This is a genomic window from Thalassobacterium maritimum (genome assembly GCF_031127805.1).
Classification (GTDB): domain Bacteria; phylum Verrucomicrobiota; class Verrucomicrobiia; order Opitutales; family Coraliomargaritaceae; genus Thalassobacterium; species Thalassobacterium maritimum.
Genome location: NZ_JARXHW010000012.1, coordinates 83,874 through 104,438 on the forward strand (window position 1 = coordinate 83,874; position 20,565 = coordinate 104,438).

A 20,565-nucleotide genomic window follows, 5' to 3' on the forward strand; every position below is an offset into this window, starting at 1 on the left:
TTTTTTATAAATACGATTCCTTATCTTATCAATATTATGAAGCCTAATCTCCTTATATTGCTCGCTGACCAGCACCGCGTCTCTGCCACTGGATATGGGGGGAATCCCGAAGTGCGGACTCCCGCTTTAGACCGCATGGCCGGGACTGGGGTTTCGGTTGCTCAGTGTGTCTCCACGCATCCGTTATGCGCTCCCTACCGCGCCTGTCTACAGACCGGGCAACCCGGATCGGTCAATGGTGTTTGGGGAAATCAGGATACGATCCGGCGGGACTTGCCGACTTTGCCCCAGCTATTTCGCGATCAGGGATACTCGACTGCCTACTTTGGTAAGTGCCACTGGCACGAGCCGATGAACGGTTCGATCTACACACCACCGGATTGGCGGCTGGGCTGGGAGCACTGGAAGGGCTGGCAGAACGGACACGAGGATTATGACCTACCGGAATTTGATGCAGATGGAGTCCGACTGCATCCCCATCGAGGCCGTTTCGCACCAGAGGTGCAGGTGGAACAGTTTCTCGACTGGCATGCCAGTGCGGAAGGTCCCTGGCTGGCTCAGCTGAATTGGGGGCCACCTCACAACCCATCGATATCAACTGAGGATCTCGATCGCCTGAGAGAGCCGAGTATGCAAATTAACGAGGCCTTGGGACTGGGGCTACAAGAGCAACATTTTGAAACCCCCTGGTGGTATGTGCAGAGTTTTCCGCAGCACTTGGTCACCGATGTCGTGCCGCAGCGTTATTTGGATATGTTTGATCCGGAGGCCTTGAGCGCTCCAGATAATGTGCATGCCGACAATAATCGATTGATTCAGTATCAGCTGCGCGAATACTACGCTCAGATTGCGGCCTTGGACGATCTGAACAGCCGAATTTTGAACGAGCTGGAAAGGCGAGGGGAGCTGGACAATACCTTGGTCATCTATACCTCGGACCATGGCGATTGGGTGGGGAGCTGTCGCCAGCCAGATCAAAACTGTCGGGGGAAGGGCAACCCCCAAGAGGAGAGTATCCGGGTTCCCTTTCTCGCTATGGGGCCAGGGGTGGCGCAAGGGCGTTCGCTGGATATGCCGCTGTCGACAGTTGATTTGTTGCCTACGTTTTGTGGATTAGTGGGCTTTGATGCCGGGCCGGGATTTCCTGGGGAGGACCTGTCCCCAGTGCTTCGGGGAGAACGGGAAGTGCCGGAACGCACGGTTGCACTCGAGATGCGGGGCTGGCGCGCGTCGTTTGACGGGAAGACGGTTCAGCTTGAGTCCTAATCGATGACTCTGCGGCTACTGTAACCTTTTGCCTGACCGAAGGTGCGGTTGTCGAAGTTGTTACCTTGTCCATACCAAGGAAGCGTTGGGGCGACATAGAGCGGTGGGTTCTCCGGATCGGCAGCGTTCTTGAGTGTTACCGAATCGTTGAGGACGAGTTTACCGTGGCCCGCCTTGAAAGTCTTCTTGTCGGTCGCGAAAGAAAGGATGCAGTCTTCCAGTACAGCTGTAGTGCCCTTCGACTCAAAGCCCACGATGAAATCAGTTTTTTCGGTGCCGTGGAAGGTGCAGTTGCGCGCAGTGATGGTGCGCTCGCCATCGCCAGTGGCGGGTAGCATAAACTCGCGGCTGCCATGGCCGACCGACACGCAATTGGTCAGCACGCCATCATACCAGAGCTTAAAGCCGTAGCGACTATTGGAGATCGCTTTGCAGTTCTTTAGAATTTGATTGTCTCCTTTTAGGTCGTAGCCCGCATCGCGGTTGCGGCTGGTGAGGCAACCGTCGAGTGTAATGCCTATATTCTTACGCTCAAATTTAATACCGTCGCCTTGCGGGTATTTACCCTTGGTTTCACGGTTGTTCAGTGCGATGCAGTTCTTCATTAAAATGTCGGTATTGGGTGCGGCATCGCTACGCTTGGAGTGAAAGTCGAATCCGACAGGGTCGGAGAGACCTTTCCAGTGCCCCGGATCATCTTTGTCGCGGGTCCCCGTGCAGTCTGCCAAGCAATCGATGATTTGAATGCGATCGCAGGAATGGCTGAACTGGAAGCCAATCTCGGAGTAGCGTTCGGACTGGCAGTTGCGGATAATGCTGTCGTCGCAATTGGCGAAGACGAAGCCCGAAGCGCGGGTGCTATACACTGAGATGCCTTCGATCAAGAGCTCTTTATGTTCGGTTTCATCTGTGGTGAGCCCATATTCGCGGTGTTCGATACGCAGGTTTTTGATCGTCCAATAGCTACTGCCTTCGGTCAGTCGGAAGGTCGCGTAGCTGCGTACTTTTTGTTTGCCCACAAACTTGGGCACGCCAAAGCCGCGATCCACACCGATCAAGGCTTTACGCGCCTCTTTGGTGCCACTGCTACTGATACTGCCGCGCAGATCGCCATAGTGAGGAGCGTCCTGCGATTCCGGACCACTCAGATACAGATTGTCGCCAGGGAGCAAGGTCTCATTCAAAATCGAAAATAAGTTCTTACTGGCAAAGGCATGTTCCCAACTGCTGCCATCTTTGCTGCCAGCCCCATGGACCGTCATGTAATAGTCAGCGGCTAGGGCTGAGCTGACACTCAGTGAAAAGAGCAGTCCGAAAATTACGGACCGAAGGAGGCTTGTGGGGGGCTTGCTATTCAAAATGTGGAGCGTGCTGGTGAGCGTTGGCGTCTCGGTAAAAGTTATATAATAAGTGACAATACACTCTCGTAAATGATCCATCGAGTGAAGCTATTCAACTTTTCTGTGCATATGTTTTGTTGAGTTACGAATAACGCATCGACTGCCTTGTTTTCTTTCGGAGTGTGAACTACTTTTCCGAGTATGGATTACTTCAAGATTGCTCCCTCTTTACTCCTTGGCTCATTTGTGGTCAGTTCTCTCTCCGCTCAAACAGTTGCTTACTATGATTTCGAAGGCGGCTCGTTTTCCAGCACGGGTGGCTCTGCTGGGGATTTAACTTCTGTCGGAACGAATAGTAGTATAAATACCCCTTTTAGCAATATTAGCTTCGGTGGCGAGGATGCCAATAGTAACGCTAAGGTGCTCTATGCAGATAATAGCTCCAATGCGTTTTCGGCCGATGCTTTCACGATTGAGGTGTTATTCCAGTATCAAGGGCAAAGTGATGTGCTGGCCTCTACTTTTGATTCTGTAAATTCGACATCATCCGGAACGGGGATCGGTTGGCTTTTCGGTACACGTGGGGCGGAGAATGGTTTGTGGTTCGCCTACAGTAGCAATGGTTCTGATTCGCAGCGGGTGGATATCTATTCGGATAACGTCTCCAATAATACCCTGAACATGACAAATGGGAATTATTATTACGCAGCGCTAGCGGTTGATCTTAGTGATACCTCGGCTAGTGGGATTAACTTTTTTCTTCAAGACATTACAACAGATGGAAATTCCTTGTTAAGTGTTGGAGCCACGCACGCCGCCAATCGCAGTTCAATATACGATACTGGCACCGAATTTACCATCGGTGATATAGCCAATGTTACAGTTCTTGGTGGTAGCGCTTCTGGAGTGAACTATACTGGGCCAATTGATGCCGTTCGTTATTCAAATGCACAACTAGGCGTGAGCGATTTGCTTGTCAATGTGCCCGAGCCGTCTTCCTTTGCTTTGATCGCGGGTGCTCTCGGGCTGGCTTCGGTGATGCTTCGCCGTCGTCGCTAGGCTTGTGAATATATTAAGTTAACGATCTTTTGATTATATAGACGCGAACTATTGTTTCGATGAAACTATTTTACCTAACTAACTATGAATACATATAAACTTATACCATCCCTACTTATAGCATCATTTATTTTTAGCTCTGCATCCGCGCAGACAACGATTGATGATGCGCTCGACCGCAGAATTGATGATACATCCGAGAATAATACCGGCGATGCACTCCGAGGGAGTGGTGACCAGCGCTTGGTGGGGGATTCGGGAGATAATGATCGTGTTTTTGCGACAGCTTGGACTTTTGATATTTCAAGTTTTACAACAGAGATTGATGCCGCCTCGACTATTATGTTTTCAGTCGAGCTGAATTCGTTTGGAGGGGCGCCTCAGTCAGTTTTTCCAATATTGGATTTCTTTTCGTTGGAGACTCCCAGTAGTTTGACTGCAGACGATTACGAGAACAGTACGAACCTATTGGGTACTATCGATATGACAGGATTTACTGCTGGCGACACCGTCGAGTTTGATGTGACTTCGATCGTTAAAGCGGCTACTGACGATGTCGGTTTTATTATGAAAGTTCAAAACCCACTCGGCGCAAATAATGAAAATGGCAATGGGGATGTTTATATTTTCACTGGAAGTTCCGGACAGTTATCTGTCATTCCCGAGCCGTCTTCCTTTGCTTTGCTCGCAGGTTGTCTTGGGCTGGCTTCGGTCATGCTTCGCCGTCGCGGTTAGATTCGAAAGTCTCGACTGCTGCAGTTGATTATTTTTATCAGAGGGGCCTCTTTTGGAGGCCCCTCCTTGCTTTCATATACCCCCTTTTGTCTATATTTTATGAGTCATCTAATTCGTTTCCTGTTGTTTTTTTTGCTAGCGACGCACGCGCTATTGGCCAGTGAGATCGATACACTGCGTCTGCGCATCCACGCCGACTTTGTTGCTAAGACGGATCGCAGTGAAGCAGCCAACTTCTTGGCCGACCAGCAAGTCGATGGTTCGTGGGCGGACATTAATTACTCGGATCGTGACCGTTCGCGATGGACGCCAATCCTCCATCTGCGCCGTATCCGCGCTATTGCGTCGGCTTACTACAGTTCGAATCATGCCTTGTATCAAGATGCGGTCGCCTTGGCTGGCATCGAAGCTGGCCTCGGCTATTGGCTCACAACTCCGGGGATCTATTCCGACAATTGGTGGCATCAAGAGGTGAATACCGCACAGCAACTCGGTGCGATTCTTATGATGTGCTATGACGATTTGACGGCACAAACACTCACGGATGGAGCCGCGGAGCTGGCTGCCTTAAAGGCGCTGCGCTCGGATAATTATTGGTCATCCCAGAACACGATTTATACTTCATTTAGTCGGATCTATTTGGAAATTCTGAACCACGATCAGACCGCTTTGGAAACACAGTTGAATCGCATCAAAGTGCAAGCGGCCTACAAAACTGGCTTGGGACGCACCTCGGTCACCAATAATAATTCGAAAGAAGGCGTGCGCGTGGACTACTCCTTTTACCAACATGGCGCGGCTCTGTATAACGGTTTCTACGGTGCGCACTATGTTACAGATATGGGCTTCTGGATCGCGATGCTAGAAGGGCTCTCCTTTGAATTTAGCGATGAGCAAATTGAAGTCATACAGGACTATGTGCTGGAAGGGCATCAGTGGACGAATCGTTATGGGGTGTTGGACCCCAATATCACCAATCGAAAGATTTCGCATGACAATTACGATTACGTGACGCTGCGTTATCACGATCCGATTGTGTATGGTCTGGAGTATTTACGTGCATTGGCTACGCCCTTGCCGCGTGCAGCAGAGCTGGAAGCTTTTTACCAACACATAGTAAACGATGGTCCGAGTCAAATCGCCGGCAACCGCGAGTTCTGGAAAACCGATTTTATGGTGCAGGCAGGCGATGGCTATCAGGTGTCGACCAAACTCTGGAGTTATCATAATGAGGGCACTGAATATATCAATGGCGATGGCCGCCAAGGTCAGTTCTTATCTGTCGGAGGTACCTTTCTGATGCAGGATGCTGAGGAGCATTTAGAGATTTTCCCCATCTGGGATTGGGGCCGTGTGCCCGGCACCACTACCTTGCATCGAGATCCGGCAGGGGCTCCTTCTGGAAATCTCGGGACGCAGAAATTTGCCGGTGGCATTAGTAACGGTACCGAAGGTGCGATGGCCTATGATCATGCATACGATAGTGTTACGGCCAAGAAGAGTTGGTTCTATTTTGACGACGTGTATGTCATGCTCGGTGCGGGCATCAATGGCGGTAACGGTAGTTTAAATGTGAATACAACAGTGAACCAGATATTTCTCGAAGGCGATGTCAGTATAGGAATCGCTGCCGGGGAGAGCTTGCTCGGAAGTGGTGAATTTGCGCCGACAGATCTGGAGTGGGTGCACCACGATAACACAGGTTACCTATTGCCTGCTGGCGGCGACGTCCAGGTGGCGGCCAAATCGCAATCGGGTAGTTGGTATGAGATTAATGACAGTCTGCCATCGACCACTCTCACGGATGACGTGTTTTCACTGTGGTTTGATCATGGTCTAGCGCCGGTGGATGACAGCTATGCCTGCGTGGTGGTGCCAGCGGTCGATAAGCCGGAATTTGATAGCTGGCGTGGAGCCAACCCCATCGAAATCTTGGCCAACACTGCGCAGCTGCAAGCGGTGCGTCATGCCGAGCGCGAACTGATGCAGTTTGCCTTTCATGTGGCAGGCAGCTTTACTACGCCCAATGGCTACTTCCTCGAGGTCAATCATCCTTGCCTGGTGATGCTGGATGAGACAGAGGAGCCGGCATTAATCACAGTGTCGGATCCGACGCAGGAATTGGGCAGCTTATTGGTGAGCCTGGAAGCGCCTGATGGCACGCCACGCAGTTTATACTACGTGCTGCCCGCCGGCGATGAGGCCGGACGCAGTACCAGTGAGAGCTCGGCTTATAATGTCGGCTCCGTCGATCCGATTGATATGTCTGGCTTCGCGATGCAGGCCTATCATACTGATCAAGACAATGCGGGTGGGGCCACGGTTTCAGCCAACGGTTTGGAAATCCATTTTACGGGCAACACTTGGCAGGCCCTGAACTTCGTCTATACCATCACGTCAGACACTGTTCTGGAATTTGAGATCGAGGGATCCGATGTCGGGGAGCTGGTCTCCATCGGATTGGACGAAGACCTGACAGTCAATAACGCGCCACGCATCTTCGTAGTGGGCGGCAGCGAAAATGCCAGTGCCGCGGCTGGCTGGAACTACACTCCGCGCTACAGCGCAGGTGCCGCGAGCATGACTTATCAAATACCAATTGGGAACTACTACACCGGAACCACAAACTACCTGGTGTTTACCGCCGACGACGACGCAAACGCCTCCATCGACGTGAGCTTTAAAAATATTAAACTCTACGAGAATGCCGCCGAGCCGACTCACTACAGCCTCTATATTTTGGCTGGGCAGTCCCACGCCAGCGGGCGCGCGAACTTTGCCGGCAATGTCGCTGATAGCGAGGCTGACGCACAGGTGATCTATTATTACGATACCGATACGACAGGTGCTTCTGTGGGGCTGCGCGATTCCGGCGGCACCTTTACGCAACTCGGGCCGACTTCCAACGACGTCTTTGGGCCTGAGATTGCCATCGGACGCACTTTAATCGAATTCGATGAAGCTAGTCCCGCCATTGTTAAATTCTCTCGCGGAGGCACTGACTTGTTCTACGATTGGGATCCGGATGCGGAGACTGGGATGCAGCTCTACAGTCAGTTGCTGAGCGAGGTCCAGACCGCCACTTCGGTGTTAGTCAATGCGGGGCACACTTACGATTTGAAAGGCGTATTTTGGATCCAAGGGGGCAGCGATAGTAACTCCGAAATGGCCGACGCCTATCAAGCCAATTTGACGGCGTTTATTAGTCGCTTGCGTACTGATCTCGACGCGCCAGAGCTACCAATTATACTTGGAGTGAATGCACCCGATGATACCTATCGCATTGTTGTCAGAAATGCTCAGATCGCAGTGGCCGATGCGGATGCTGCGGTTGATTGGGTGGAAACCTCTGATTTTGGGCGCTTGCCAGACGGATTGCATTACGATGCCGCAGGGAACCTACTATTGGGCGAACGACTCGCACGTGCCTTTCTGCGGCAGACAGATGGTTTTTACAGTAACTGGAGTGAGCACTATGATTGGGATGAGACTCCGCTCAACCAGCGTGCCCCCGAAGCTGATCCTGATGGCGACGGTTTAAGTAACGCTGCCGAACGTGCGCTCGGCGCCGATCCGTTGCTCGCAGATGCACAAAATGCAATTCGTAAAGTCATCGATGTGCCCGAAGCGGGTGGGGTGCAATTTCGGCTAGCCTATCGAAAAGGCGCCGCTGAAATGTCGTATCAGCTTAAGCACACAGTCTCCTTGCAGATGGATTCGAGTTGGAGTGCCGAAGGTGTGAGCGACGAGGCCTTTGACGATATTCTCGGAGAATATTATCAAACATGGACAGCTCCAGCGTTGCAGGACAAAGCCTTCGTTCGCTTGTTGATGACGGATTAGCTTCTTGTGCGACTCTGAACCTATACCGATATTTAGAATTGTTTGATCTATAGCAATTAATCGGTGCCCTTGCTCTGCCTAAGGCTTTTTATGCCTTCGCCCCGTTAACTATCAGCGAGTTAAATCTTTCGACGAAAGATTCGTAGGGTGGATTTGGGTCGAGCAGGTCTTGTCCGGGAATGGCTTGCTCGTCCAGTTGAGCGGATGGTAGCACAATATGATTAAAACGTAAGCTCGGGGACTCGGGGGATTGATCCTGGCCCAGCACGCGTTGGAAGTTTTCAATTTTAAGATTCCAGCAGCGTTCGTGGATGTCGATCAGCGCGTGCTTGCTCTGGCTGGCCTTCCATACCGAGACGTCGGAAATGTGAATGTCTTCAAGAATGCCCACGCCATCAGAGAAGGGTGGATTGGCTTCGTCGAAGACCGGGACGCGGCAACGGCGTGCACCGTCGGCATTGATGGCGCAATTCATACAGCCGCCATGGAGGCCGCGAATGCGGATGTTGCGAATGGGGGAGGTCACACTGAGGATTCGGACAAAGGTGTGGCAGCTTTCCGCATGAATGTCTTCGATGAGGATATTCTCAATCGGTCCATTGCTCATACCGTGTACCTCGGTGCGTTGCAACGCGTCGTCAGCATTGAGAGCCACCATGTCGTCGCCTGTTACGGCGGGGCGCAGCGCACGAATGTCGCGGATCACGCCGTCGCGGCAATTGCCTCCGAGGTGAATGCCGTCGTTGTTCGGGCGCACTCTGTCGGAGTCGAAACGTATCTGCTCGATGTGAAAATTACGAACCTTAGTGAAACGTGCGTAATAGGCTTCAGAGTTCGTGAAGGTGATGTTCTTTAAAGAGAAATTGCTTACATTCTCGAAGTGTAAGCTCGCGCCGCTGTAACCAGCGTCTAATAAGCCTTCGGGGCGCGGGTTCCCGTTTTGGTTCCCATCAAATGTGCCCCCTTCTATGTGAATGTCTGTGTTGCCGCCTTGTAGATCAGCATTGCGGATCAAGTAGTGCTCGTTGCGTGTCGCAGCTCCATCGGCGAGTCGTAGCACGGCCTTCGGATCAAGCTTTAGGTGCGTGCCGGAGGGAACTTTGAGCGCATCTTCTAGAGTATATGTGCCGGCGGGGAGCACCCAATGACTGTGCTCACTTTGTAGGCGAGCGTTGAGGCTCGCAGCACAGGGAATGCTGCCGTCGCTTAAAATTCCAGAATCAGTTAGATTACGATATGTAGACATTTTATTTAGAGTCAGGTTTGGGATTTATATAGATCATTTGGCGTCGTGTGCCTAAGGCAACTTGTTTATTGTAACGAGGGCTCTCCGAGGATGATTTGTTGCTTTATTTGTGCGGTTTAATAGGTTAACTGCGGCTGACATTTTACGTTCAATGAATGTTGCCTAGCTTCCATGACTCGGTACTTAATTTTTTCTGTGAATACCCTCTGCCGGTCCCCCTTTTTTAATACCACCATCTCGCTACGATGAATTGCCCCTCTACAAAGCACGCCCGCCATAGCGGCCGATCTCGCTTACTCGTTACTGATTCAGTGACGGGGCGCTCGTCGGGCTTTGCCTTAGTTATATCACTATCGTTGATGGCCTTTGTCTTGCTGATCCTATTGGCTTTTGTATCTTTGGCTCAGGTCGAAAGCGCTTCGGCTAATCAGAGTAAACAAATGATGGCTGCGCGGCAAAATGCCTATTTGGGCCTCATGGTAGCAATGGGGGAACTGCAAAAGTCAGCAGGGCCTGACCAACGTATAACTGCCCGTGCAGATATTTTGACAGGTGATACGGGGATCTCGGTCGATGCGATGGAGAACCCGTATTGGATGGGGGTCTGGGATACGACGGAGGCGGATTGGGATACTTTAACCGCGGAGGAAAAAATGTCACGCGCCAGCTGGATGGTCTCAGGCAATCAAGGTTTGGAGCCCGCAGATGAAGCAGTGCAAGCGCCCAACGATGAATTAGAAACTTCGATTGAAATGGCATCGTCAAATTCCGAATTTGACGTGAAAGCTGTAACAGTTCCACCTAGTTTGTTGAGTGATGGTTCGGGCGGTGTGGCAGGTCGCTTCGGCTATTGGATTTCGGGTGAGAATTCGAAAGCACTTGTCAGTATTTCTGATCCATACGCTAGCTCGGATGAAGCGAATGCGAATTTAAGAGAGCAGGAGCAACTGCGTTCTTTCTTGGTTCCACAACGAACTGGCGTCGAGGCATTAGACAGCTTGGCTAATTATCCAGTGAATGACGATTCTTTGGAGCGTGTTTTCGCCTTGTCTTCGCAAATGAGCGATTGGCTTTCCGACGGTTCCATCGATGCAGGTGATTTTACGTCAGTGCGTTCGCATGATTTGACTACTTGGTCAAAAGGTTTGCTAGTGGATGTTAAAGATGGTGCACTTAAACGTGATTTGACGCAGGCCTTTGAAGTTCTGGATTCATTCGAGCTGCATTTCCCAGATACGGTGTTTAAATCTCAGGCGCTCTCAGATGTAGCAGCAGCGGATCCGATGACGCCCGAGCCGTATTATTTTGTCGGGGATAAGCTCATCGCTGATCAAATTGCCAACTGGAGCGGTCCGAACTGGGAGATCTTTCGTGATTACTATCAGCAATATTGGCCTGCTAGTGACACGTCTAGAATTAAGGATGATTACATTCATTTTAGATTGGCTAAACGGGAATTGCCGGGCAAGAGTGAGCAGCCAGTTTTTACCTCGCATTGGGAAGGTAGTACAAAACGGCATTCTGATCCATATATAAGTTCAGGTATGCCGTATCAGTATACTTCGGATACTAGCTTTACTGCAGGAGATAATTATCAAGCTTCGAGTTTAGCGACACCGGTTATCTCTCAACTCCGTATTTCATACGCACTAGGACTAGTGGATCCAGAGGACGGAGGGACTCAGGTTCCAGTCATTGTGTTTAAGCCTGTTTTGTCGCTCTACAATCCTTATAATACTAGGTTAGCTGGGAGTGATTTCAGAACTGTGGTTACACTTAATCCTAAAATTACGCTCACTCTGCACCTTCGTGGAGGCAGTGTGGATGTTGAGTTCTATTTGATGGAGTTACAGGATGCGAACAATCAAGGCTTTCACCTTTTGGCGATGGCCGATAGTACGATCGGGCCGGGGGAAATATTGCACCACTCGTTCGACGGTTTCAGTTTTGCTAAAACCCGAAAGAGTAAATATAAAACCAATAATCTGTCTGTGAAATGGGATGTTGTAGGAGGGCTTTACTTCCCATTAAGTAAGGTGTCAGATGAGTTTTATCCTAACCCCGCAGGTGTTGCTGGTGCCATTAGTGTGGAGCAGGCTAAAAAGGACAGGGGGGATAATGAGTATGGTTGGCATCCGCAGTGGGGACTCACAACCAATACGGATGACGTAAATGACGAGGGTGATCTGGAGCCTGGTAAGCCGGGGGAGCAAGAATTCTTACTTGAAGCAGTACGCGATGGAGTTCAGGTGGACCTCAAGATTGAGTATGAAGATTTTGGAGCTATACGTAGTTACACGAATTCGCCAGCTGCTGGCCAAACTTATAATAAAATTGTAGATGTTTGGGAGCAGGGTAGTGGCAATCAGCCGGAGACTTATGAAACCAGCTTCCAAAATTTCCAAGATGCGGCTAAACAAGATTCGTTTGGAACTTTAGTAGTTAATTTACGCACAACTGAACGGCAAGGTGGGGAGGAGACCGATGCCCTTCGTAATTTAGTCGATCTGAATATGCGTGCGCTGCATATCAACTCCGCATGGGATGGTGATAATGGGAGCAGTCGTTATCTCAGCTTATATGAAGTTGAGGCTTTGGGGCAAAATGATGTGCCGCCAGAATATGTTCCAGGCTTGGACTCAGATGTGAGATATGGTTACTGGGGGCGTAAAAACAACAAGACGAATGGGGGGCAGCGTTCTGTTGTGTTGTTTGATCGTCCTCGTGAGCCACTCTTGTCCCTCGGGCAGTTACAACATGCCAATCTGGGACGTTATCATTTCGATCCGACCTACATTGCAGGCACCTCCTATGCAAATGTTCGTATCCCGCTGGAAAAAGAGCGTTTTAGGGGCTTTGATGATCAGGGCTTCGATGGTGTCGAGAATCTGACTTATTTTGATCTACCTTATTTGGTCAATCAGCAGCTGTGGGATGGTTTTTTCTTTTCCAGTATTGAAATGCCTTATACAGAAGAAGCACGCGATATACTGCGGGAGGCTCTTGCGAAGGACGACTCAGAAGAGGGGAGTAAAGCTCTCGCAGATGTAGTGTTAAACCCTCGGTTGGAGTTTGTTGCATCGGCCGAGGAGGATATTGACCGTTATAATCGTATCGCGCTATATGATACAGCCGATGATGATTTTGAAAATGCCATTTATCGTCCAGCATCAGAGATGTGGGTGAATGGAGCGTTTAATGTCAACTCCACTTCGGTACCGGCTTGGAAAGCGGTTTTATCCAGCACGTCGAATTTAGAAATTCCGATTAGCGATTACATGGAGGACCCCGCAAGGCTTCATACAGAAAATGATGCGATCTACTCGCGTATGTATTATCCTTATTTTGAGGGCTTTAACAAGGGAGATGCTAGCACGAATGATCGGTTTTGGAATGGCTATCGTCGATTAAGCAGTAGTGAAGTAGACCAGCTCGCCGAATCTATCGTTAGTCTTATCAAAGAACGTGGCCCTTTCTTGTCTCTGGCTTCGTTCGTGAATCGGAAATTGGAAGACTCTGAAGCGGGTAAAAAAGGACTGCTGCAAGCGGCACTTGATGGCACCTCTACGCTGGATGGTGTGAACAGTAATCTTCCATCAGGCGTATCAGGCGAGCCCGTTGTAGCCTTTGACTATATTTCAAACTTTTTTGTAGATAATTTATCCAGTGGCGATCATAGTAGCATGGGTTTTCCTGGGTATCTACTGCAATCGGATCTACTGCAGCATCTGGCGCCTATTTTAACTGTTCGTTCTGATACATTTACCATACGGTCCTATGGTGACGTGGTGAACCCTGTGACGAATCAAGTGACGGGCCGCGTCTGGTGTGAGGCCAAAGTGCAGCGTGTTCCAAACCCTGTGAAGAATGACGAGGTCGCGGTCGACGCAGATCCGATGGATGAGTGGATTCAGCCGAGCAGTTCGTTTGGACGTCAATTTAAGATCATATCCTTTACTTGGTTGGATCCCGAACAAATTTAATGCAAAAAAATATATGATACGAAGAATCTCTTTTACATTCTTATTAGTAGTCGCGTTTTCCTCAGTTGGAATGACTCAGCAGCCAATTCAGAGCGCTGAGTTTTCGACTCTTGCTTGGAGTCGCACGATTAAAGACCTACATTACCAAGGTGTGGATGGTGAACTGGTGAAAATGTGGATACCGAATGGCTCACCGTCGAAAGTCTATGAATACCGTGGCACCTTTCCTGTGCAGTTTTTTCGTATTATTGGTACCGACGATGCCGGAAAGCCAATCAAAGAATTAGCCGCGGAGTATATGCCTGCTGGTCGTTTACAAGAGCAACTGCTGATTTTTATTGCAGACCCGGCCTCGGAGCAGAATCGCTACCGTTTGTTACCGTTTAGATTCTCTAAAGATGAAGCGCAGGAAAATACGTATCGTTTCATCAATCTATCTGACTTCCCAGTTTTTGTTAAATTTGGATCGGAACGGTTCAGTGTGGCTAAGCATAGTGAAAAATCAATGACGACGGGTATCACTGCTTCGGGAGGGCAGTCGATCGCTATGGCAATTCAAGTCAGTGAGCAGCCAAACGATTTGAAGCTTGCCTACTCGTCATCGTGGTCTGTGCGTTCTGGGCGATCAGCCTTGGTTTTTGTTACTACCGAGCCCAGTGCCGATGATAAGATTGCGATCAAAAAACTTTATTATTAAACATATGTCTTCAAAAAAAGTAAATGAATGCTGCGACGCCGGCTACTTACAACTGAATGATCGAGCCAGTCGCTTGTTAGATGGTGAGTGGGGCTTTTTCGCAGATAATATGGGGGCCTTTGGGCTCAAGCGCAGTCGGAATGTTTTCGAAGGATTGAAACCAGAAGAGGAAGATCGTGCGATTGAATATGATATCGATGGCTTTGATCGTATTTCTGTTCCAGGCGATTGGAATACTCAGAAAGAAGAGTTTCTGCTCTTCGAAGGTTTCGGTTGGTATGCTCGTAAGCTTGCGATTTCAAGCGTAGAAAAGGAGGCCCTCTTACGAGGGCAGCGTTTGTTTTTACGATTGGATGGGGTGAATTATGCCGTGGATGTGTGGTGGAATGGGCAGCAAATCGGTTCTGCGGAACTGCCTTTTCTACCCTTGAGCTTTGAGATCGATTCAGAGCAAGTGCAGGATGAAAACCTTTTGGTCATACGGGTGGATGCGCGACGCGCGGAGCACCGCATTCCTTCGGAGCGCTATGATTGGTTTAACTACGGTGGGCTGATTCGCTCGGTGCGGTTGATGACGATGCCCGGTCGTTTTATTGCGAGCGCTGCGTATCACTCGACGCAAATTTTGCGCGGTGAGGGAGAGCTGACTGTTGTTAATGGACAGTATGCTTACGAGTTACAAGCAAGTGACCGCAAATGGCCAGGGCATACATTGACACTGGAGATTCCAGAGCTGGACTACCAGCAATCGATTTCAGTCGAGCAAGCGAGTGGGACCTTTGATTTAAGTGAATTGGCCGTTGAGCTATGGCAACCAGGCAAGGCGCGCCTATATGCGGCCCGTATGAGTTTACGCCAAGACGGTCAGACAGTTGACCAAATTGAACAAGAAATTGGTTTTAAGCAGATCGAGTGTATCGGCACGGAGCTGCGTGTGAACCAAGCGCCTTTTTATTTAAAAGGAGTCGCCTTGCATGAAGAGCGCCTAGGTGCGGAGGGAGGCAAGCCAAGGAATCTACAGGACATCCAAGATTTGCTGGATCTAGCTCAAGAGACGGGGTGTAACTTTATGCGACTTGCGCATTATCCCTATGATGAAGCCTGGTTGCGGGAATGCGATCGTCGCGGGCTACTGGTGTGGGATGAGATCCCCGTGTATTGGGAGGTAACTTACAACGATACACGGACGGAGTCCATTATTCGGCAGAGTGCCAAACGCATGGTGGAACTTAGCCGTGGGCATGCGTGTATGCTTTGTCATGCGCTGGCGAATGAAACCTGGGAGTTGCCTGGGCGGGGCCGCGTTATGGGGGCAGCCTTTAAAGAGATCAAGCAACTGGACCCATCCATTCCGGCCACAGCCGCTTTCAATGCTCCTTTTCAGAATAATCAATACGATGTGGAATGTGTGGAACATTCCATCTATGAGCACGTTGATGTGGTTGGCTTGAATGAATACGGAGGGTGGTATAATCCGCCGGTGAAGGAATTGCCGCAGGCAAACATAGTCGTCGGCAGTAAGCCACTTTTTGTGACTGAGTTTGGCGCTGCGGGGCCTTTAGGTCGTCATGGCGCATCGGATGAACTTTGGAACCTAGATAGTCAAAAAGCTATTTACGAAGAACAAATCGCAATGTTTGAGCGCTGCGAAAAACTGAGCGGCTGGACGCCATGGGTTTTAAAAGATTTTCGCAGTACACTGCGCGCCAATGCATTTCAGAAGGGGTGGAATCGTAAGGGACTCGTGGGGCCTGAGGGCGAAAAGAAACCTGTGTTCGAGCTAATTCAAAATGCTTTTAAACAAGAAAAATAAGGTAATGAATTGTCACTTTTATAGAATATTGCGCTCGCAAGCTAGGAGCTTGTGCTTTGGTTTCATGCTTGGAGCCTCTTTGCTAGTTGGTTGCGGCGGGCCCGAGGCCTCTGAGCTGAGTGTGGAAGAGCAAGTGCAAGCTGGAGTTAAAGCCTTGCAAATTTTTGATTTTGAGCAGTCACGCGAGATTTTACTTCAAGCGCAGCCTAAAGTAGATGTTTCCGATGAGACGTTGTGGACACTTGCCACATACAGTTACGCCTTGTCTGCATGGCACGACAGTCCACCCGTGGAAGAGAATGTGCTTGTGGCCAAGGCTGCCTTACAAGAGCTGATCGAGCGCTATCCTCAATCACTTTATGCGAGTTGCGCCTTAATTGATTTAGGCCGTATGGCAGAGATCAAAGATTTTCCGCATGATGAACCCGATGTCGAGACGGCGCGTGGCTACTATCGCCAGGTGATACAGGAATTTCCCGATTCGGATATGGCTGTCAGGGCGACTTTAAATTTGGCACAAACCTACGCTCAGGAGCTGGAGGAGTCTTCAGTGCGTCAAGCGATACAACTCTTGGAGGAACGGTTGCCAAATTTAGACTCCGGCTGGGTGGGCCTGTATGCACAATACATCGCTCAGCTATACGCTTTTTATCTGAAGGATCATGATGCCGCGATACAGCCTTATTTAAAGGCCGTCGATGCCGGTCTGCCACGTGCCTCCGATGGTGATGTATCTCTGTGGCAGCTGGGCCTTTTGGCAGAAGACGTCGGGCAGGCGATGACAGCAGCTCGCAGCTATGCCAAACTCATCGATGCCTATCCTCGCAGTGTTTATACGACTGTTGCACGGCAGCGTCTGCTTGCGATCGCCGAGCAAAACCCGGCCGCAGAAATCACGATTCCTGAATTACCAGAAACGACTTTTGGGCGTTAAGGCCTACTGTAGAAAAAATGAGTAATACATCTAGAAAATTCAATCCGAGCTGGATTGCCGTTATTATCTTAGTGGGCGCCTTCGTGGTGAGCGCGATACGCTTCTTTCTGATTGCATCCGAAGGTGGCTCCAGTGATGAAGCGGGGGGCTTAAAAGTTATCCGCGTGGCGCACTGGCAGTTAGAGCCAGGCTTTCGGGAAAGTATGCAATGGGCCATGGATACGTATAATGCCTTGCCCCATGTGCGAGAGGCCAATGTGCGCATCGAGCAAGAGCCGATTCCAGAGCGTGTCTTTAATCAGGTTATGAATGTGCACCTCATTAGTGGCACCGCACCTGATATTGCGACCAAGGGCGAGACGACTATTATTCGAGGCAATGCTTTGGCACGGTTTTATGCGCCGATTGGAGAGTTTGTGAACGAGCCGAATCCTTACAACCAGAAGGCTTATCAAATCCAAGACCTGTCCGATGAGCTCTCGCAATCCATTGCCAGTATGCCTTGGCGGGATACCTTTTTTGATGGTTTAGAAGGCGGTTACGTGGAGAGCTTGAGTGATTTCTTTGCGATTCCTGTCAGCACGGCTGGGGGGAACCGAGTCTTCTATAATATGGCTATAATGGAGGCGGTAAAGGCCTACGCGCACCAGGCATTTGCGCGCGAGGCTCTGCCAGAATGGATGACTGACTTAGATCGCTCATTGGGGCAGCCCGATGGTTTTTTACCACTCGAGCGTGCCAAGCAATGGGTGCAGGGCCCCTCGATCCCCGAGACGATGGGGGAATGGATCTTTTATTGCGCCGCAGTGCAGGCTTATGCCGAGGCTGAAGGGCTTGAATATCTAGTCCCAATCTCAGCGAGTATCTATCCACATAATAATGTAATCTTACGCTACGAAAGTGAATTTTTTGCCAACCACTGGAAACGTTTGGATTTCGATCTTGGCACTACACTCAGTTCGATTGAGGTGATTTCAGGCTTTGATCGTAAATTATGGGATTTTGAAGATAGCACTTTTCAAGCGTACTTCGATTTCATGCAGACGATCGTTTCGTTCTACCCGAAGGGCTTTTTGGGGCTGGACCGTGAGCAAGCTCTACGTCGTTTCGTAATGGGCAATGCAGCTATGATAACGACTGGCGGGTGGGATGCGCAGAGTATATTGTCAGGTATTGCAGGCCGTGATCGTCCGGAAGATCGCTTTGAGGTTGAACTTGGTTTGCGCCCCATGCCTGCTGAAGATGAGCGCTGGTATGCGCAACTACCGATGCGTATGACTGAGGCCAACATTGGTGGTGGGGTGCCGCTGGCGATCAATAAGCAAACCCCTCATTTTGATTGGGCTTTGGACTTTTTGAAGTTCCTGTCCTCTCATCGCATTAATGAAGAATTTAATCAACGCGCAGGCTGGCTACCGGTGATTGTGAATACCGTGCCGCCTGACGCGATGGATGCATTTGTGCCTGATATGCACGGTGCCCCAAAGCAGTTAGCGATGCGTTTTGACAGCAGTGACATCCCTTCTTCCATTCGCAATACTTGGGCTTCGACCATAAAGTTGTTCATGTCAGGGGATATTGACTACACTGGCTTATCTCAGCGTATTTCCGAAGTGTTGGACAACCCTGACCTAGGAGTCTCCCGTGCGTGGAAAATTAGTCTGCAGAAAGCTCAAGATGCTTCACGTGCCAATGATCGTGTGATCTCGGTCGAGCGTTTAAATGCGACCTTGGGAGTGGAGAATGCACTCTCGCGAGAGCGTTCGCTTCTTTATAATAGTATGAATAGCGATGAGGGCATCTCTGTGCTCCGTTGGTGGAAGGAAACGAAGCCCAGCGAGCCCTTTCCCACATATTAAATGCCTGCATGCTGTTGATCTCAGCTTAGGAGAGTCGTTGAGCGCAGGTGAATTTGAGTGAATAGCTTAACTTGCGCTGCGTTTGAAAGAATAGAGCATGCGCAGAATGTTTAGATCATGGATTTTAGGATGACTACTTTAACTCTGTTCGCGACTGCCTCTATCGCCAGCGCCGACATATTGATTGACGAAGGTTTCGAAAGCTACACTGGCGGTGCTGTCAGTGGTTGGACGCGTGAAGGCGATCATGATTTCTCATCAGTTGCGGGGCTAGATGGCACGACTGCGGCCGTTCTATTAGGAAGCGCTGGTAGCGACAGCTCGACTGCCCTACGAAATACTTTTTCATCAGAGGGTACGATTACGGATACATTCACCTTCGCATTTGATTTTCAGCAGTTGACGACTGGGAACTCTTCGAATTCAGGCGACCGTATTATGAATTTCACTTTGCGCGAGAGTGGACAGTCTGTGGTCAATTGGCGTGTTTTATGGGATGGTTCAGCGAACGGAACCATGCAGTATTATGATGGTGCGTGGCAAAACATGGCTACGCAGAATGAGCTGATCAATGAATCAGATGTTTATCGAGTGACGCTCTCGGGGGATTTGGATGCGAGCTATTCGATCACGGTCAATAATCTAACGGACAGCACAGTTGTCGGCGGACAAGTTGGTATTACTGGTCTGCAGAGCGGTTTCACTGCGCTCAATGAACTGCGCTTCGAACGTGGTCGCAGTGCGCAGGATTTTATTATCGATAATGTTTACTTGTCGAACGTTCCGGAGCCTTCTGCATATGCGCTGTTAGCTGGCTTACTTGCACTTAGTTGGGGCATGGTTCGTCGCCGTCAGTAATTTTAGGGTAATAATAAATAGGGTAAAAGCGGAGATCTTCGGATCTCCGCTTTTTTATTGTTCATTGAACTAGTGAACGATGCACCGTATCGCTTATATTGGGCGATACGGTGTCGTTGGAGTTAAATCGGACGCACCCAAATATTGCGAAAGCGCACTGGGTTTTTGTGGTGCTGCAATTGTATACTACCTGCAGATGGGTGTGCGGTATAGTGAGGTAGTTCGCCTGGTTTGATTTTCGTGTCGCCCAGGACCTTTGTGTGCGATTGTACAAGAACACCATTTAAGAGAATTGTGATATAGGCAGCTTTGACTAAGCGGGCACCGTCAAAAACCGGAGCATGCCAAATAATGTCGTAGCTATTCCATTCACCAGGCTTGCGAATGGAGTTTACCAAAGGCGGGTATTGTGAATAAATTGCGCCTACAGTGCCGTCTGGATAGGTCGGGTTTTCGTAGTTATCAAGTATCTGTACTTCGTAGCGATCATCGCAAAAGAAGATGCCGCTATTGCCGCGTTTTTGACCGTCGCCTTCGATTTCGGTGGGCGAGGCAAATTCCAAGTGCAATTGCACATCGCCAAAAACTTCTTTGGTGAAAATGTTGCCACTGCCGACAAGTACTTCGGCATAGCCATCTTTCACGGTCCAGGTCGCAGGAGATCCATCACGCATGCGCCATTGGTCCAAGTTGCTGCCATCGAAGAGCACGGTCGCATCGCTCGGTGGCTGTGTTGCGCTTCCGGGGGCGACATAGTTGGGTTGTGTGCGATCTCTGTCTTGTGAGACGTGACCAGTTTCTGGGATGATATATTTCGGTTTTTCTTGATTCGACATACTAGTTTTCGGTTGATGTGAGAAGTTCGTCTAAGCGAATGGTGCGTTTCATTTCAGCTGACTTAGAAAGCGCGCTCAGCATTTTCATCAGTTGAA

The 20,565-nt window shown here is 49.8% G+C and carries 13 protein-coding genes; 10 read left to right on the forward strand and 3 right to left on the reverse strand.

Going from position 1 to position 20,565, the window contains the following annotated elements; genetic code table 11:
- Nucleotides 1–36 precede the first annotated feature (36 nt).
- Nucleotides 37–1,266 carry a sulfatase-like hydrolase/transferase gene (locus tag QEH52_RS07330; protein WP_308949448.1) on the forward strand — a complete coding sequence of 410 codons (1,230 nt, stop codon included), beginning with the start codon at nucleotides 37–39 and terminating at the stop codon, nucleotides 1,264–1,266.
- Here the strand turns inward: QEH52_RS07330 and QEH52_RS07335 are convergent.
- On the reverse strand, nucleotides 1,263–2,705 hold the full coding sequence (locus QEH52_RS07335; RefSeq protein WP_308949449.1) for a right-handed parallel beta-helix repeat-containing protein: 1,443 nt from the start codon (nucleotides 2,703–2,705) through the stop codon (nucleotides 1,263–1,265). The two genes, QEH52_RS07330 and QEH52_RS07335, sit on opposite strands and share 4 nt — an antisense overlap.
- Nucleotides 2,706–2,807: 102 nt before the next feature.
- Between QEH52_RS07335 and QEH52_RS07340 the strand changes: the two genes are divergently transcribed.
- The 3 genes from QEH52_RS07340 to QEH52_RS07350 all read left to right on the forward strand — a co-directional run bounded on the left by QEH52_RS07340 (nucleotide 2,808) and on the right by QEH52_RS07350 (nucleotide 8,243).
- Nucleotides 2,808–3,665: a PEP-CTERM sorting domain-containing protein gene (locus QEH52_RS07340; protein ID WP_308949450.1), complete on the forward strand. Its 858-nt coding sequence runs from the start codon at nucleotides 2,808–2,810 to the stop codon at nucleotides 3,663–3,665.
- A gap of 84 nt (nucleotides 3,666–3,749) precedes the next feature.
- Complete coding sequence (locus QEH52_RS07345) at nucleotides 3,750–4,400, forward strand: PEP-CTERM sorting domain-containing protein (RefSeq protein ID WP_308949451.1); 651 nt, start codon at nucleotides 3,750–3,752, stop codon at nucleotides 4,398–4,400.
- Between the two features lie 99 nt (nucleotides 4,401–4,499).
- Nucleotides 4,500–8,243, forward strand: a complete 3,744-nt coding sequence (locus QEH52_RS07350) for a polysaccharide lyase family 8 super-sandwich domain-containing protein (protein ID WP_308949452.1) — start codon at nucleotides 4,500–4,502, stop codon at nucleotides 8,241–8,243.
- An 88-nt stretch (nucleotides 8,244–8,331) separates the two neighbouring features.
- Here QEH52_RS07350 and QEH52_RS07355 read toward each other — a convergent pair whose 3' ends face one another.
- Nucleotides 8,332–9,489 carry a glycosyl hydrolase family 28 protein gene (locus QEH52_RS07355; RefSeq protein WP_308949453.1) on the reverse strand — a complete coding sequence of 386 codons (1,158 nt, stop codon included), beginning with the start codon at nucleotides 9,487–9,489 and terminating at the stop codon, nucleotides 8,332–8,334.
- Nucleotides 9,490–9,734: 245 nt separating this feature from the next.
- Between QEH52_RS07355 and QEH52_RS07360 the strand changes: the two genes are divergently transcribed.
- From QEH52_RS07360 to QEH52_RS07385, 6 genes are all read left to right on the forward strand, one after another.
- Nucleotides 9,735–13,472: a hypothetical protein gene (locus QEH52_RS07360; RefSeq protein WP_308949454.1), complete on the forward strand. Its 3,738-nt coding sequence runs from the start codon at nucleotides 9,735–9,737 to the stop codon at nucleotides 13,470–13,472.
- Nucleotides 13,473–13,485: 13 nt separating this feature from the next.
- Nucleotides 13,486–14,169 carry a hypothetical protein gene (locus QEH52_RS07365; RefSeq protein WP_308949455.1) on the forward strand — a complete coding sequence of 228 codons (684 nt, stop codon included), beginning with the start codon at nucleotides 13,486–13,488 and terminating at the stop codon, nucleotides 14,167–14,169.
- Between the two features lie 4 nt (nucleotides 14,170–14,173).
- Nucleotides 14,174–15,982 (forward strand): glycoside hydrolase family 2 protein, encoded by a 1,809-nt coding sequence (locus tag QEH52_RS07370; protein ID WP_308949456.1) that lies wholly within the window; start codon nucleotides 14,174–14,176, stop codon nucleotides 15,980–15,982.
- A gap of 64 nt (nucleotides 15,983–16,046) precedes the next feature.
- Nucleotides 16,047–16,916 (forward strand): tetratricopeptide repeat protein, encoded by an 870-nt coding sequence (locus QEH52_RS07375; RefSeq protein WP_308949457.1) that lies wholly within the window; start codon nucleotides 16,047–16,049, stop codon nucleotides 16,914–16,916.
- A 17-nt stretch (nucleotides 16,917–16,933) separates the two neighbouring features.
- Nucleotides 16,934–18,775, forward strand: a complete 1,842-nt coding sequence (locus tag QEH52_RS07380; protein WP_308949458.1) for an ABC transporter substrate-binding protein — start codon at nucleotides 16,934–16,936, stop codon at nucleotides 18,773–18,775.
- A gap of 129 nt (nucleotides 18,776–18,904) precedes the next feature.
- Nucleotides 18,905–19,633 carry a PEP-CTERM sorting domain-containing protein gene (locus tag QEH52_RS07385; RefSeq protein ID WP_308949459.1) on the forward strand — a complete coding sequence of 243 codons (729 nt, stop codon included), beginning with the start codon at nucleotides 18,905–18,907 and terminating at the stop codon, nucleotides 19,631–19,633.
- 122 nt (nucleotides 19,634–19,755) lie between these two features.
- Here QEH52_RS07385 and QEH52_RS07390 read toward each other — a convergent pair whose 3' ends face one another.
- On the reverse strand, nucleotides 19,756–20,469 hold the full coding sequence (locus tag QEH52_RS07390; protein ID WP_308949460.1) for a 3-keto-disaccharide hydrolase: 714 nt from the start codon (nucleotides 20,467–20,469) through the stop codon (nucleotides 19,756–19,758).
- Nucleotides 20,470–20,565: the final 96 nt, after the last annotated feature.